Annotated in this window: 17 protein-coding genes and 1 other RNA gene; 3 read left to right on the top strand and 15 right to left on the bottom strand. The window is 45.6% G+C overall.

Annotated features, from left to right (window positions below; translation table 11 throughout):
* Window positions 1-11 precede the first annotated feature (11 nt).
* The 12 genes from ACZ444_RS00845 to tadA all read right to left on the bottom strand — a co-directional run bounded on the left by ACZ444_RS00845 (window position 12) and on the right by tadA (window position 7,682).
* Window positions 12-452 carry a YaaR family protein gene (locus ACZ444_RS00845; protein ID WP_382358058.1) on the bottom strand — a complete coding sequence of 147 codons (441 nt, stop codon included), beginning with the start codon at window positions 450-452 and terminating at the stop codon, window positions 12-14.
* A gap of 53 nt (window positions 453-505) precedes the next feature.
* Window positions 506-835: a cyclic-di-AMP receptor gene (locus tag ACZ444_RS00840; RefSeq protein WP_382358057.1), complete on the bottom strand. Its 330-nt coding sequence runs from the start codon at window positions 833-835 to the stop codon at window positions 506-508.
* Entirely contained in the window at window positions 832-1,485 is a 654-nt protein-coding gene (tmk, locus tag ACZ444_RS00835; protein WP_382358056.1) for a dTMP kinase, read from the bottom strand. The genes ACZ444_RS00840 and tmk overlap by 4 nt, the downstream gene beginning before the upstream one ends.
* 14 nt (window positions 1,486-1,499) lie before the next feature.
* On the bottom strand, window positions 1,500-2,927 hold the full coding sequence (locus tag ACZ444_RS00830; RefSeq protein WP_382358055.1) for an aminotransferase class I/II-fold pyridoxal phosphate-dependent enzyme: 1,428 nt from the start codon (window positions 2,925-2,927) through the stop codon (window positions 1,500-1,502).
* Between the two features lie 93 nt (window positions 2,928-3,020).
* Window positions 3,021-3,212: a sigma factor G inhibitor Gin gene (locus tag ACZ444_RS00825; RefSeq protein WP_382358054.1), complete on the bottom strand. Its 192-nt coding sequence runs from the start codon at window positions 3,210-3,212 to the stop codon at window positions 3,021-3,023.
* A 166-nt stretch (window positions 3,213-3,378) separates the two neighbouring features.
* On the bottom strand, window positions 3,379-3,645 hold the full coding sequence (locus ACZ444_RS00820) for a pro-sigmaK processing inhibitor BofA family protein (protein WP_382358053.1): 267 nt from the start codon (window positions 3,643-3,645) through the stop codon (window positions 3,379-3,381).
* Window positions 3,646-3,718: 73 nt separating this feature from the next.
* Window positions 3,719-3,934 carry a YaaL family protein gene (locus ACZ444_RS00815; protein WP_382358052.1) on the bottom strand — a complete coding sequence of 72 codons (216 nt, stop codon included), beginning with the start codon at window positions 3,932-3,934 and terminating at the stop codon, window positions 3,719-3,721.
* A gap of 11 nt (window positions 3,935-3,945) precedes the next feature.
* The gene (recR, locus tag ACZ444_RS00810; protein ID WP_382358051.1) at window positions 3,946-4,542 is read right to left on the bottom strand and encodes a recombination mediator RecR; all 597 of its coding nucleotides are present in this window, start codon (window positions 4,540-4,542) and stop codon (window positions 3,946-3,948) included.
* 102 nt (window positions 4,543-4,644) lie between these two features.
* Window positions 4,645-4,962, bottom strand: a complete 318-nt coding sequence (locus ACZ444_RS00805) for a YbaB/EbfC family nucleoid-associated protein (RefSeq protein WP_382358050.1) — start codon at window positions 4,960-4,962, stop codon at window positions 4,645-4,647.
* Between the two features lie 23 nt (window positions 4,963-4,985).
* On the bottom strand, window positions 4,986-6,692 hold the full coding sequence (gene dnaX, locus ACZ444_RS00800) for a DNA polymerase III subunit gamma/tau (protein ID WP_382358049.1): 1,707 nt from the start codon (window positions 6,690-6,692) through the stop codon (window positions 4,986-4,988).
* Window positions 6,693-6,854: 162 nt separating this feature from the next.
* An RNA gene (gene ffs, locus ACZ444_RS00795) (signal recognition particle sRNA large type) lies at window positions 6,855-7,120 on the bottom strand.
* A gap of 91 nt (window positions 7,121-7,211) precedes the next feature.
* Window positions 7,212-7,682, bottom strand: coding sequence for a tRNA adenosine(34) deaminase TadA (tadA, locus tag ACZ444_RS00790; RefSeq protein WP_382358048.1), 471 nt, complete (start codon window positions 7,680-7,682; stop codon window positions 7,212-7,214).
* Window positions 7,683-7,753: 71 nt separating this feature from the next.
* Between tadA and ACZ444_RS00785 the strand changes: the two genes are divergently transcribed.
* Both ACZ444_RS00785 and ACZ444_RS00780 read left to right on the top strand, forming a co-directional pair.
* Window positions 7,754-8,287: a cysteine hydrolase family protein gene (locus ACZ444_RS00785; protein ID WP_382358047.1), complete on the top strand. Its 534-nt coding sequence runs from the start codon at window positions 7,754-7,756 to the stop codon at window positions 8,285-8,287.
* Window positions 8,288-8,353: 66 nt separating this feature from the next.
* Window positions 8,354-9,637, top strand: coding sequence for a glycoside hydrolase family 18 protein (locus ACZ444_RS00780; RefSeq protein ID WP_382358046.1), 1,284 nt, complete (start codon window positions 8,354-8,356; stop codon window positions 9,635-9,637).
* Between the two features lie 53 nt (window positions 9,638-9,690).
* On the opposite strand, the gene ACZ444_RS00775 is transcribed toward ACZ444_RS00780, so the two are convergent.
* Window positions 9,691-10,209 (bottom strand): type 1 glutamine amidotransferase domain-containing protein, encoded by a 519-nt coding sequence (locus ACZ444_RS00775; protein WP_382358044.1) that lies wholly within the window; start codon window positions 10,207-10,209, stop codon window positions 9,691-9,693.
* 86 nt (window positions 10,210-10,295) lie between these two features.
* The gene (locus ACZ444_RS00770) at window positions 10,296-10,547 is read right to left on the bottom strand and encodes a PepSY domain-containing protein (RefSeq protein ID WP_464433500.1); all 252 of its coding nucleotides are present in this window, start codon (window positions 10,545-10,547) and stop codon (window positions 10,296-10,298) included.
* Window positions 10,548-10,781: 234 nt separating this feature from the next.
* Here ACZ444_RS00770 and ACZ444_RS00765 point away from each other — a divergent pair, with 234 nt between their 5' ends.
* On the top strand, window positions 10,782-12,131 hold the full coding sequence (locus tag ACZ444_RS00765) for a flotillin family protein (RefSeq protein ID WP_382358042.1): 1,350 nt from the start codon (window positions 10,782-10,784) through the stop codon (window positions 12,129-12,131).
* Between the two features lie 276 nt (window positions 12,132-12,407).
* Here ACZ444_RS00765 and ACZ444_RS00760 read toward each other — a convergent pair whose 3' ends face one another.
* Window positions 12,408-12,830 (bottom strand): hypothetical protein, encoded by a 423-nt coding sequence (locus tag ACZ444_RS00760; protein WP_382358041.1) that lies wholly within the window; start codon window positions 12,828-12,830, stop codon window positions 12,408-12,410.
* Between the last annotated feature and the right edge of the window lie 14 nt (window positions 12,831-12,844).

The raw sequence follows: 12,844 nt of genomic DNA, 5'->3' as shown, positions 1-12,844 counted from the left end.
CCTCTTTTGTGTTACATATATAAATTAACGAGCAGCCCTTTAATCTCACCGATCAGTCCGAGCAAATCAATCGTTTCCTGTTCGTCATCCATTACCTCGTCGGTTAATTCGACCAGTTTATCATCAACAGCTTTAACTAGAGCCAGTTGACTGCTTTCACCATTCATCCGAAAATTGCGGGACTTTTGTAGCGAAAGACCCCCACCGGTCGTCTCTTTTAACAAACGCTTAACAGTTTGTTTAAATTTCACCAGATCACGGACCGAGCGAAATCGTGCCAGCCTATTACCCTGCTGTGACAGATAATCCATCAGCTGGCCGATTTCCTGCTGTTTTAAATGCTCAGTCCGGGACTGAACCATGCTGCTGAACGACGTTCGCCCTTCAGCCGGCACCTGATGTGTTTTGGGTGATGTATCCATTTGGGATTGTAATTCCGGATTTATTTTCATAAAAACTCAGTCCTTAAAAGATTAAGCAGATTGCAGGAGAGTCAATTCAGCTGTTAAAACTTATAGTATTGCTCCATCGGCATAATGAAGACAGTGGCACCGCCGACTTCGACTTTAACAGGCTGGGGAATATATGAATCCGCATTGCCGCCCATTGGCGAAATCGGGGCGACCATTTGTTCACGTTTGGAACAGTTATCCCGGAAGATTTCCAGGGCACGGTCAACATAGTCGTCGTCAGTACCAATCATCAGTGTCGTGTTTCCTTCTTTGAGAAAACCACCCGTTGTGGCCAGTTTCGTTAATTTAAAATCTTCCTCACCTAAAACGTCAGTCAAACGACTGGTGTCTTTGTCCTGCACAATGGCAATCAATAATTTCATTTTCCTTCTTCCTCTCTTAACATGTGATTTACATAGGAAACCACATCCTGTATTGTATCCGCCTCAACGTCTGCAAAAGGCCGATCCGCATCAATAACGTGAATCCTGTCCGGATGCTCTGCCACCAGCTTCCAGTAAGCTGCATATACCTGCTCATGAAACCGGATATGCTCAAGATCGAGGCGATTCCGCTCCCGATTCTCATTGCGGGCAATGCGGTCCAGGCCCTTTTCCGGATTGATATCAAAAAACAGAGTCCGATCCGGCATCAGGTCCTGTATGGCAAACTGATTAATGGCGAGCACCTCATCCATTCCAATACTTCTGGCAAACCCTTGATAAGCGAGACTGCTGTCGACAAACCGGTCGCAGAGGACCATTTTCCCTGACTCAAGAGCCGGCCTGACGATTTCCGTCAGATGCTGCCGCCGGGCTGCTGCATAAAGCAGGGCCTCCGTACGTGCATCCATTGCCGTATGCTCCGGATCAAGAATAATAGAGCGGATCTTCTCCGCAATCTCAATGCCCCCGGGCTCCCGTGTTGCCAGAACGTCATAGCCGCGAGCGGCCAGCTTTTGCTCTGCTGATTTTAAAATAGACGACTTGCCGGATCCCTCGCCGCCCTCAAAGGTTATAAACAAACCATTCACATCTGACTACTCCTTTAATGAAAAACGCTGATGCCTTTATCGATCGTCTGAGGCTGCAGATGCACACCCTGCTGCAGCAGCTGGTATAAGACGTGGATATGCCCATGAGTGATACGCGTGCCTTTTAAAATAAATGGGATGCCAGGCGGATAAGGTGTTATAGGTTCCGCCGCAATGCAGCCTGAGGCTTGTGATAACGGAACCGTTTGTGTGCTGCGCTGCTTCATGGCTGCATAATCGATTGCAAGCTCTGTCACACGTTCTGTCATAAGATTGTCTATTTCATCTTTCTCCATTATATCATGACTTGCTGTATTTTTTAATTCTGCATTAATATAGTTGATCGCATTATTTAATCGTTCATAGTCTGTAAAAGGGGCCAGGCCATGAATAAACAGCACCTGCTTATGGGTGGCCAATTCCGGGTAAATATCAAATTGCTCAAACAGTTGTGCAATTTGATAACCAGTCAATCCTCGTTTTGCCTGTAATATTAGCTTAAGCGGGTCATCGCCCGAGGCAACCTCCCAATGACTGCTTTCTGCCAGCAGCTGCTTCACATGATAGCAGCTCGTGTGGATATCGTCCCAATCATCATTCGTCAGATCAGCTAAAAAGAAACGCGCCAGATCCAGTGAAGCCATTACCGGATACGACGGACTGCTTGATTGAATCATTTGTAAATAATACTGGATGGCTGCATTGGATAAGTGCGCTGACTGCACATGCAAATAAGCACCCATCGTCATGGCCGGAGCCATCTTATGCGCAGACTGTACAACAGCATCTGCCCCAAGTGCTACAGCTGAAGCCGGCAGATCCTTATGCAGGGAAAAATGTACACCATGTGCTTCATCAATCAGAACAGGTATCTGACGGGCATGGGCCCGCGAAATCATTTCATGCAAAGGGAAGGTTTTACCGAAATAATCGGGGTAGGTCAGCACCAAAGCTTTAGCATCCGGATGGTTGTCTAAAGCCGTTTGCACTGTAGCCGTATTGGGGGCTGTCAGCCGGCGGGCTTCACGATCAAATTCCGGGGCGACAAATACCGGCAGGGCTCCGCTCAGTTCAAGGGCATTAAAAATCGATTTATGACTGTTGCGCTGCACGATAACCTTGTCACCGGATGAGCAGACCGACAGGATCATCGCTAGATTGCCAGCCGTACTCCCGCCAATCAAAAAATGCGTATAGTCAACTCTAAAAAAAGCTGAAGCCAGTTCTTCGGCACTCTGTATAACACCGTTTGGTGCGTGCAGATCATCCAGTCCGCTTAACTCCGTCAGATCAAGCGGCAAAATTTCCTGAAAATCCTGGCAGGCATTCGGCGCGAAAATCCGGCCATTTTTATGCCCGGGCACATGAAATGACAACGGTTTTTGATTTTTAAACTGCTTCAATTGCGTGTATAAAGGCGTCTTTGACTGATCACGCTGCATAATGCACCTGCCCTTCTCTCTAGTCGTAATCTGCTTATATCATAAGCCAGTAAAAAAGGTCCCTGCAACGAATTCGCAGCGACCTTAAGTTGATTAGGAATAGAGAGTTGAGTGATTCACATTTTTTAGCTTTCGCAGATAATAGCGGTATTTTTCCTCTCTTGGTTCTGTATGGATGATGTTTGTTTCACATTCGCAACAGATAAATAGTTTGTATAAATGAATGCCCTCTTCCTTCATTTCTTCACAAATACCGCACCGTTCTGCCATCATTTTTTGTTCCATGTCCCCACCTCCGTTAGTTTAGTTTCTCCTAATCTAACGAATTTTATACTGACAAATCTCTTAATCATTGAAACCTTTTTTACGGCTTAATGAATCTTATGTTTATGAGGCTCTTCCTGATACCTTCTTATCTGACAAAGGCCAGGATGGCGGGGATCTTCTTTTTTTACGACAGAATCAGCAAATGAATCGCAGCCAGGGAGGCTAGTCCAAACAAACCAAGCAAGCCGGATACAGCGACGGTAAATACATTAATAGGTATATGCAGTCCGATCGCACCACCAAATACGTTGAAGAAAAATAGAAATAATAAGCCGATTCCCAGCTTAACGGTGGTGCTGGTAATAAATCGCATCGGCTTAACCGGTGCACCCACAATCAGTAAAACGATGATTAAGGCAGCCATTATTGAAATAACCAGGGTAGCATTCATGCCGCATCACTCCTTTTCCTTGCCTCTTTCTATAACCATATGAAAAGGACAAGCGAAAAAGAACCCTTAATAGTCAATGCTGCTGGATCGCGCGGACGTCCCGCCGTCTTGCTTCCCGCAGCAAAAATAGATATTTTGCTTGTGCAAGTTTTAACTGGAACCAGCCACCTTCCGTCGGTTCAACACTCTTATCCATGATCGCCTGAATTTGTCTCCACTCATTTTCCGCCGAAAATAAAGCTTCCAATAATTGATTGTCAGCTTCCTGCCTTTGTTTTTTTTGCTTCATACGCATCACCTTTATAAATCTTGTCTGCCTTCCAATGCTTTAGAGAGTGTTACTTCATCTGCATATTCCAAGTCTCCGCCAACTGGTAATCCATGGGCGATCCGGCTGGTTTTAATACCGGATGGCTTCACCAGACGGGAAATATACATCGCCGTCGCTTCACCTTCAATATTCGGATTCGTCGCTAGAATAAGCTCCTCGACCTCTTCATCCTTCAGTCTGCTAATCAGATCAGATACGTTAATATCTTCAGGACCGATACCATCCATCGGTGAAATCGCACCATGCAGCACATGATATTTCCCGTTGAATTCTTTCATCTTCTCCATGGCAATCACATCTTTTGGATCCTGGACGACACAAAGGACAGAACCATCCCGTGATGTGTCCTGACAGATGGCACACGGATCCTGGTCGGTAATATGACCGCACGTTGAGCAATGGGTCAGCTCCCGCTTGGCATTCACCAGCGATCTGGCAAATTCCATAACATCGTCTTCCTGCATATCTAATACAAAAAATGCCAGACGGACAGCAGTTTTAGGGCCAATCCCTGGCAATTTTGTGAAACTGTCAATCAGTTTCGAAATCGGTTCCGGATAATACATGATACGCCTCCTCGCAGAAAAACACGGCGTCCATTCAAATTGTTTTCCTGAATGATGCTTCGGCGTTCATTCAACATGTCTGCCGGCATCTTTCGGATGACATTAGAACATCCCGCCGGGCAAATTCATACCTTTCGTAAACTGGCCCATCGTGTCATTCGTTTTATCCTCAATCTGCTGGAGAACATCGTTTGTAGCGGTTAAAATTAGGTCCTGCAGCATATCGACATCATCCGGGTCAACCACGTCTTCAGAAACCTGCACATCTGTAATTTCCCGCTTGCCGCTAGCCGTTACCTTAACCATGCCGCCTCCGGATGTCGCCTCAAAGGTCATCTCCTGCAGCTCTTCCTGAGCCTGCTCCATTTTCTTCTGCATCTTCTGCATTTGTTTCATCATATTGTTCATATTGCCTTTCATGGAAAACGCCTCCTCAAAATAATTTATTCATCGTGAATTTCCAGAAGATCATCTCCAGCCAATTTTCGTGCTTCGGTTATGAGAGATTCCTCTTCCTGCTGATCATCGTTCGGTTCTGCTGTCTCTTGCTTGCTTATATAGTCATTGCGCAGCTCCTGCCATTCTTTTGCGGGAATCGGAATAATGGTCTGTTTTTTGCCCGTTACATTTGTAAGAACCGATTCCACAGTTTCCCGGTTATCCAAAAACAGGGAACAATGAATATCGTATTTGAATTGAACAACGAGACTGTCGCTTGATGCAGCGGCAGGTTTGCTGTCCTGTATTGTAGCATGTGCTGGGGCACTTGTCGATTTCAGCTGACTTAAAAACGAAGCCCATTGAGACTGAATTTCTTTAAGAATCGGACGTTCGGCAGCATCCAGTACACGGCGGATTTTCTCATGGGGAACCTTGTAGCCATTCTTGGCCGGCCTTGGGGCTGACCGTTTTGGTTCGTTCGCTGGTGCCTGTGATGCAGCACTCGCCGGTGCTTCCTTCAGATTTGTCAGTTCTTTCTCCAATTGCTCGATTCTGCCTGTCAGCTTTGTTACCGTTTCTGTATCAGCAGCCTGGGTTACTGGAGTATCCGCTTCACTGGTCTGGCTGTTCTGATTGGTGATCGCCAGGATCGCAATCTCGATAAATACTTTCGGGCTGGTTGACCATTTAATCTCCTGCTGACATTGATTCAGACGGGTAATGGCTTCCTGGAGCCACGCATCCCCTGCGTCACGCGCCAGCTGCTCAAACGGTTCATCAGCGATCGCCCGTTCCAATATACGCTCAAGTGACGGAGCACTTTTATACAGGAGTACATCACGGAGAAAGTAGATCAGATCATAGACAAAACGCGCCGGATCTTTCCCGTTCTGAATGAGTTCATCAAGCAGTGATAAGGCCTTTTGTGCATCAGACGCATACATAGCTCGTACAACATCGGTTAAAATCCCCTGCGCGACACCGCCGGTTACAGTTAGAACATCATCCAGTTCAACCTGATCACCACTGTAGGAAATGGCCTGATCCAGAACACTCAAGGCGTCCCGCATGCCGCCTTCTGCCGTGAGGGCAACGGTTCCAAGTGCATCATCTGTCACCGCTATGCCTTCTGATTCAATAACCGTTCGCAGCCGGTCAACAATTGTCTGATTGGATATCGGCTTAAAATCGAAGCGCTGGCATCTGGAAGCGACTGTGAGCGGGATTTTATGCGGCTCGGTTGTTGCCAGTATAAAGACAACATGCTTCGGAGGCTCTTCCAATGTCTTCAGCAGAGCGTTAAATGCACTCGTGGAAATCATGTGCACTTCATCAATAATATACACCTTATAAGGAACTGAACTGGCAGCATACTTGACTTTATCACGTATTTCGCGAACATCTTCAACACTGGTATTCGAAGCGGCATCCATCTCGATAATATCGGAAATCGACCCATCCTGAATACCGCGGCAGGAAGCACATTCATTACACGGTTCACTGACTGGCGCCTGTTCACAATTAATTGTTTTTGCAAAGATTTTCGCAGCACTTGTTTTCCCTGTTCCCCGCGGACCAGAGAAGATGTAGGCATGCGAAAACATTTCCTGTCTAATCGCATTTTGCAGTGTTTGCGTGATATGGCCCTGTCCGACAACGTCCTCGAACGTTTTCGGCCGCCACACACGGTATAGTGCCTGATAGGTCATAGTGGATGCTTCCCTTTCATAAATGCTAATTCAATTATACGCGACTTTATAAGTAAATGTGAACCATAAACCATTATTTCATACGTCGTGCCAATCAGTATAAAAAGACTGCATCAATTGTCCATAACAGGGCATTGATGCAGTCTTTTTTCATTATGTATACCGTGCACCCATGATCGATCAGGCATCCCCAAGCGTTACCCAAGTTCATGGCTCGGCTCAGGTTTGTCCGCGGCACACAAGAATAACCACTTACTGCTGCTTCCTTCCGGATCTGACAGGGTTCATGGGTTCCTGTTGCGCAGGACCTGGGCGTCAACACCACTCCGTTGAGGCAGGCCTCGAAGACACCCAACCTTGCATGGGAATTCGGCCTCGCTGTAGCGGCTTGCGAGTACAGGGCACCGCTAACTCCCCGCTTAGCACGGCACTCATTATTATAATCACTATCAGGCCAAAATGCAATAATAATCATTCAGGTGGCTGCAATTTGCACGTTTTTCACCGGCAGATGGGGGCTCAGTCATCATTACGGCTTTTGCGTTCACGCAGATCTCTGAAAAAGTCCGTCAGCAGGCTGCTGCACGTCGTCTTAAGCACGCCGCTGGTTACCTCAGCCTGATGATTGAACCGCTCATCCTCCAGCAGATTCATAAGCGTTCCGGCGCATCCCGCTTTCAGATCAGGGGCACCATAGACAACCCGTTTCATCCGGGACTGCACAATGGCACCAGCACACATCGGACACGGTTCAAGCGTGACATATAATGTACAATCCTCAAGCCGCCAGCTTCCCATATGACGGTTAGCCTCACTGATGGCAATAAGCTCAGCATGGGATAAGGCCGTCTTTGATGTTTCCCGGACATTATAGCCACGGGCAATAATGTCTCCCTTATAGACGATAATAGCTCCGATGGGAACTTCATTCATCTGTTTCGCCTTATAAGCTTGTCGGATTGCTTCTTGCATGAAGCCTTCATCATCCATCAATAACACCCCGCAACGTTTGAAATTAGCTGTTCAGGAGAAACTGAAAAAGACTGGAAAGGAGTTTTTCTATGACAATACCGCTCGATAAATGCGCCATCTTATTGGTTGATATGCTAAATGACTTTGCTTTTGAAGGCGGTGATAAACTGCTCAGCCATACCAATCAGATATTACCTAATGTGAAAAAGCTGAAGCAGTTTGCAAGAGACCAGGATCTGCCTCTTATCTACGTTAATGATCATTATGGCATCTGGCAGGCTGATCCGCAACGAATTACCAGCACATGCGAAAATGGAGCGAATCAGCACATCATTCAGGACATTAAGCCGGATGCTTCGGACTTTTTTCTGATCAAGCCTCAGCATTCCGCCTTTTTTCAAACACCGCTGCAGTCTCTGCTGATGGAACTTGGTAAAACGCACCTCATTATGGCAGGGATTGCTGGTGATATTTGCCTCTTATTCACGGCTAAGGATGCTTATATGTACGGCTATACCATGCACATCCCGCAAAATTGTACGGCATCCGAGGAAAAAGAGGGGACTGAGTACTCACTTTATTTAATGCGCACCGTCATGAAAGCAGCCACCGATCCCATTTAAGGTCATATAGCCCTGAACGGCATCATACAGTTGTATAAGGAAACAGCTGTTTTAGGAGGGGTTTATTTGCAGATTCATGTTGTAAGTCAAGGTGATACACTGAATGACATTGCCAGTACATATGGCACCTCACTGAATGATCTGATTGATGCCAATGAATTAAAAAAACCGGATAAACTCGCTGTCGGCCAATCACTGGTCATTCCAATCGCCGGACAATTTCACTTTGTACAGCCGGGTGATACCTTGTTTACGATTGGTCAGCAGTTTGGCCTGTCTGCTGATGAATTGGCCCAGGTCAACCAAATACCAGTGAACAGCAGCCTGTCCATTGGAACGCGTTTATACATTCCCGAACAGCCAAAGCCTGACATAACAAGCAATGCGTATATCGAACCAATGGGTGACAATGTGTCAGATACATTAATTAACAGTGCTCAAAAAGCGGCACCCCATCTTACTTATCTGGCCCCGTTCAGCTACGAGGTCAGCCGTGACGGGACACTCACAGCACCGCTATTGGATAATTTCAATCAAATAGCATCAAACAGCAATGCGTCACTTATGCTGGTTGTGGCAAATCTGGAAAACGGCGAATTCAGCCGTGAACTTGGCCACATTATCCTGACAGTCAATAAAGTGCAAAATACGCTTCTGGACAACATCGTTAATACAGCTAAACAAACGGGCTTCCGGGATGTTCATTTTGATTTTGAATTTTTAGCACCAGACGACCGGGAAGCCTATAATACCTTTTTGCGAAAAGCGAAACAGCGTCTAGCAAACGAGGGGCTTATGCTATCTACAGCTCTCGCGCCCAAAACAAGCAGTGAGCAGACAGGTGCCTGGTATGAGGCCCATGATTATGCGGCCCACGGTGAGATTGTCGATATGGTTGTCCTCTTGACATATGAGTGGGGCTACAGCTACGGTCCGCCCCGAGCAGTCTCACCAATCGATGAAGTACGAGATGTCATTAACTACGCTGTCAGTGTCATGCCAGCCAATAAAATTTTGCTCGGTCAGAATCTTTACGGTTATGACTGGACACTTCCCTATACTGAAAATAAACCAGCTGAAGCACTCAGCCCGCAGCAGGCTCTGTCACGGGCACACAAACAGCAGACAGCCATTCGATATGACACAGTAGCACAGGCACCATTCTATACGTATACCGACGATGGGGGCAGCCAGCATGATGTGTGGTTTGAAGACGCCCGTTCCATTCAGGCGAAATTCGACTTAATTAAGGATCAGGGTCTCCTGGGCATCAGCTACTGGAAATTAGGTCTCGCTTTCCCGCAGAACTGGCTGCTTTTAGAGGATAACTTCACGATCACTAAAAAATAAATAAAATCCCCAGGACGCTTGAAAGCAGCGGGTCTGGGGATTCTTAGTGTTTATCAGCTGGCCAGAAGTTTCAATGCTTCCCGGTTAAATGCAGGAATATCGTCCGGCTCGCGGCTTGTGACTAATTGATCGCTGCAGACGACAACTTCCTGGTCATGGACATTAGCACCTGCATATGCCATGTCCACCTGAATCGATTTAAAACCAGTAGCATCGCGCCCTTCCAGCGCTTTTGCCGTAATCAGCAGTTGCGCACCGTGGCAGATGGAAAATACTGGCTTTTTCTCATCCATAAACTGTTTCGCAAATTTAACGAAACGTTCATCCGCACGCAGCACATCCGGTGAAAAACCACCCGGGATAAAGAGGGCATCAAAATCATCCGGATCAGCCTGATCAATCGGCTCATCAATCGTGACAGTCTCTTTTTTATTTTTGCCCGTAACCTGGCGTCCTTTTTCATCGCCAATCGTTACGACATGATGCCCAGCATCTTTAAAAGCTTTAGCTGGCTCGGTGTACTCAACATCTTCAAACATATCAGTGATAACAGTTGCTATATTTTTACCCATTAGAAATCACTCCTTCTCAGGTTATGTTAACCAATACAGTGATTGATATCCTGGCAAAGATCTGCTTAAAATGATCACATTAATGATTATAGTAAACCAGCTATCCTCAGCCAAGCAGGCAGCTCAGCGAACACCCCAGCATCAGGGGAATCGATTTCTGCTTCTGCCTCTCCTCCATCTGTCATTTCTAATTCAACTTCGTAAATACGGCGATCATCATCTTCGTCAAGTTCGGCTTCGACACTGGAATTCACCGCATTATCGTCGATGACAATCAGGCTCGCATCGCAGAAGATAATCAGCATAAGCGCGTCATTGTAACAATTAACTTTTGCCAAACTTCTAAAATAGCGCTGATGTGAATACTATGATAGAAGCGAAAATTTCTTGAGAAAGCAGTTATTGAATAAATAAGTGAAATACTTAATATGTCTTAAGGGGGTTATTTTATTTTTGAGAACGCGCTGACTTTAATAATTCTGGCAATTATTGTAGCCCTAGCACTCATTGCAGGGATTATTACATTTATTATTTTTCGGATTCGCTACAAAACCGCAAGTTCCAATGAAGCCTTGATTGTCACAGGACCCAAGCTAGGTGATCCGGAGAAGGAGCGAAACATTTTTCAGGATGAAAATGGCCGCTCGGTCAAAATTATTCGCGGCGGCGGGTATCGGCTGCGTATGTTCCAGACAGCAACGCCTATTGATCTGACATCATTTCAGCTAAAGGTGGATTCTGAAAAAGCATATACAAGAGAAGGGATTCCAGTAAGGGTCGTCAGCACAGCCGTTATCAGTATCGGAAGTGAACTGCAAATCATGGCAAACTTCGCAGAAAAATTTCTCGGCAAAAAGCAGAATGAACGCGAGGAGGAACTTAAGGACGTTTTGAATGGCCATTTGCGGGCTATTATAGCATCACTTTCCATTGAGAAGATTTACAATGATTTTAAAGAGGTTAACACACAGGTCAAGAAGATTGCTGAATCCGATTTGAAAGGCATGGGCTTTGAAATCACATCGTTTGCATTGAATGATGTAGAAGATGTTGATACTGAAAATGGCTATATTGATGCATTGGGCCGACCGCATATTGCCGAGGTGCAAAAGCAAGCCAACCAAGCGGAATCCGACGCCAAAAAAGAAACGCGCATCTATCAGGCCCAAAACGACCAAGAGGCGCAAAAAGAAGAAAATCATCGCCTGACAGTGGTTGCCCAGTCTAAAAAAGACAAAGACATTAAAGAGGCCGAATTTCAGAAAGAGACAAACCGCGCCAATGCTAATGCTGAGCAGGCAGGTGAACTGGAACGGCAGCGGCTTGCCCAGCAGGTGAAAGATGAAGAACTGAAGGTGCAATACATTGAAAAGCAGCGTGCAGTCGAACTGGAAGAGGAAGAAAACAAACGCAGGCGCTCGATTGCTGACGCTGATGCATATAAAGTAACGAAAGAAGCCGAAGCAGAAGCGGAAAAGGAACGCATCAAAGGGGAGTCAGAAGCAGAAGTCACTCGCCAGAAGGGGTTGGCCGATGCGGAGTCCAAAGAACGCATGGCCGAGGCGATGGAGAAATACGGCGAAGCAGCGGTTGTGGAGATGCTTATCAACGTCCTGCCTGAGTATGCTGAGAAAGTCGCTGCCCCTATTGCGCAAATTCAGGATATGAAGGTTATCGACATGGGCGGCAGCGACTCGCAAGGCGGCTCATCCAAAGTGGCGAATAACGTCACGACAACGATGCTAGGTATTCAGGAATCGCTGAAAGAAACGACCGGCATCGACTTAAAAGCGTTACTGGACGATTATGTATCCAGCGGTCACTCTGATTTGAATAAACATAAAGCAGATCAGAAATCCTTCGACACCGGGCATTCGGATGTGCCGAAATCAGCAAAAGATGAAACCAGCACCACCGAATAAAACACACAAAATGCATATAACGACAGGCGCAATTCACTTCGCTGGAATTGCGCCTTTTTACGTCGAGATGGACTCTAATCATCGCAACTTAGTGAACGTACACAACGCGAAAAAAGTGTTAACTGCTTATGCTGCGGATTAGCTGAATAGTGACACTATGGATCACCTCAATCGAATTGAGGGTTTTACTACCAAAAAGTCTCCAGAAATGCAGAGTTTGCCCTTATTCATTCGTATTCTTAGTTATTTTTGATGGTCTTTATGGGTTTAGGTATTCTATTCGGTATTGTAAAGCTTTTCAATAATTCCTTTAACTAATTTAGGTTTCTTTTTTACGGACATTAATCGTATCCTCATTTCATCGTGGTCATTATGATCGGAATAAACAATACGTCCATTTTCTAATAAAGCTAAATAAAAAACTGATTCTGTCGTTCTATTATCTAAATCCTTTTGCGTCAAGAATGATAATATATATGCTCCTTTTTCATTTAAATTATTTTTAATTTCTTTTGTTTTTTGACTTCCGGGAGATTCTACTGAAACAGAATTAAGTGAATCTCTGACTTTGTTCAGCTTTTCCTTATTCCATATTTTTTTATATTCGACATCTTCGGATAGCTTTTTTTCTATAAATAATTGAGCATAATTATTATCAGGAATTAGACCATCCGACTCAGAGGTACATCCACTGCACAAGAGAGTTAATATTA

The organism is Lentibacillus kimchii (assembly GCF_055381965.1).
The sequence above is the reverse complement of the archived record's forward strand: the minus strand, read 5'-3'. Positions and strand labels throughout refer to the sequence as shown.

Bases quoted from the DNA above. Each gene is read 5' to 3' on its own strand.
- ACZ444_RS00840 (WP_382358057.1), bottom strand. From the start codon at position 835: ATGAAATTATTGATTGCCATTGTGCAGGACAAAGACACCAGTCGTTTG.
- dnaX (WP_382358049.1), bottom strand. From the start codon at position 6,692: ATGACCTATCAGGCACTATACCGTGTGTGGCGGCCGAAAACGTTCGAG.
- ACZ444_RS00785 (WP_382358047.1), top strand. From the start codon at position 7,754: ATGACAATACCGCTCGATAAATGCGCCATCTTATTGGTTGATATGCTA.
- ACZ444_RS00815 (WP_382358052.1), bottom strand. From the start codon at position 3,934: ATGAAGCAAAAAAAACAAAGGCAGGAAGCTGACAATCAATTATTGGAA.
- ACZ444_RS00830 (WP_382358055.1), bottom strand. From the start codon at position 2,927: ATGCAGCGTGATCAGTCAAAGACGCCTTTATACACGCAATTGAAGCAG.
- ACZ444_RS00805 (WP_382358050.1), bottom strand. From the start codon at position 4,962: ATGAAAGGCAATATGAACAATATGATGAAACAAATGCAGAAGATGCAG.
- ACZ444_RS00825 (WP_382358054.1), bottom strand. From the start codon at position 3,212: ATGGAACAAAAAATGATGGCAGAACGGTGCGGTATTTGTGAAGAAATG.
- recR (WP_382358051.1), bottom strand. From the start codon at position 4,542: ATGTATTATCCGGAACCGATTTCGAAACTGATTGACAGTTTCACAAAA.
- ACZ444_RS00845 (WP_382358058.1), bottom strand. From the start codon at position 452: ATGAAAATAAATCCGGAATTACAATCCCAAATGGATACATCACCCAAA.
- ACZ444_RS00775 (WP_382358044.1), bottom strand. From the start codon at position 10,209: ATGGGTAAAAATATAGCAACTGTTATCACTGATATGTTTGAAGATGTT.
- tadA (WP_382358048.1), bottom strand. From the start codon at position 7,682: ATGGATGATGAAGGCTTCATGCAAGAAGCAATCCGACAAGCTTATAAG.
- ACZ444_RS00820 (WP_382358053.1), bottom strand. From the start codon at position 3,645: ATGAATGCTACCCTGGTTATTTCAATAATGGCTGCCTTAATCATCGTT.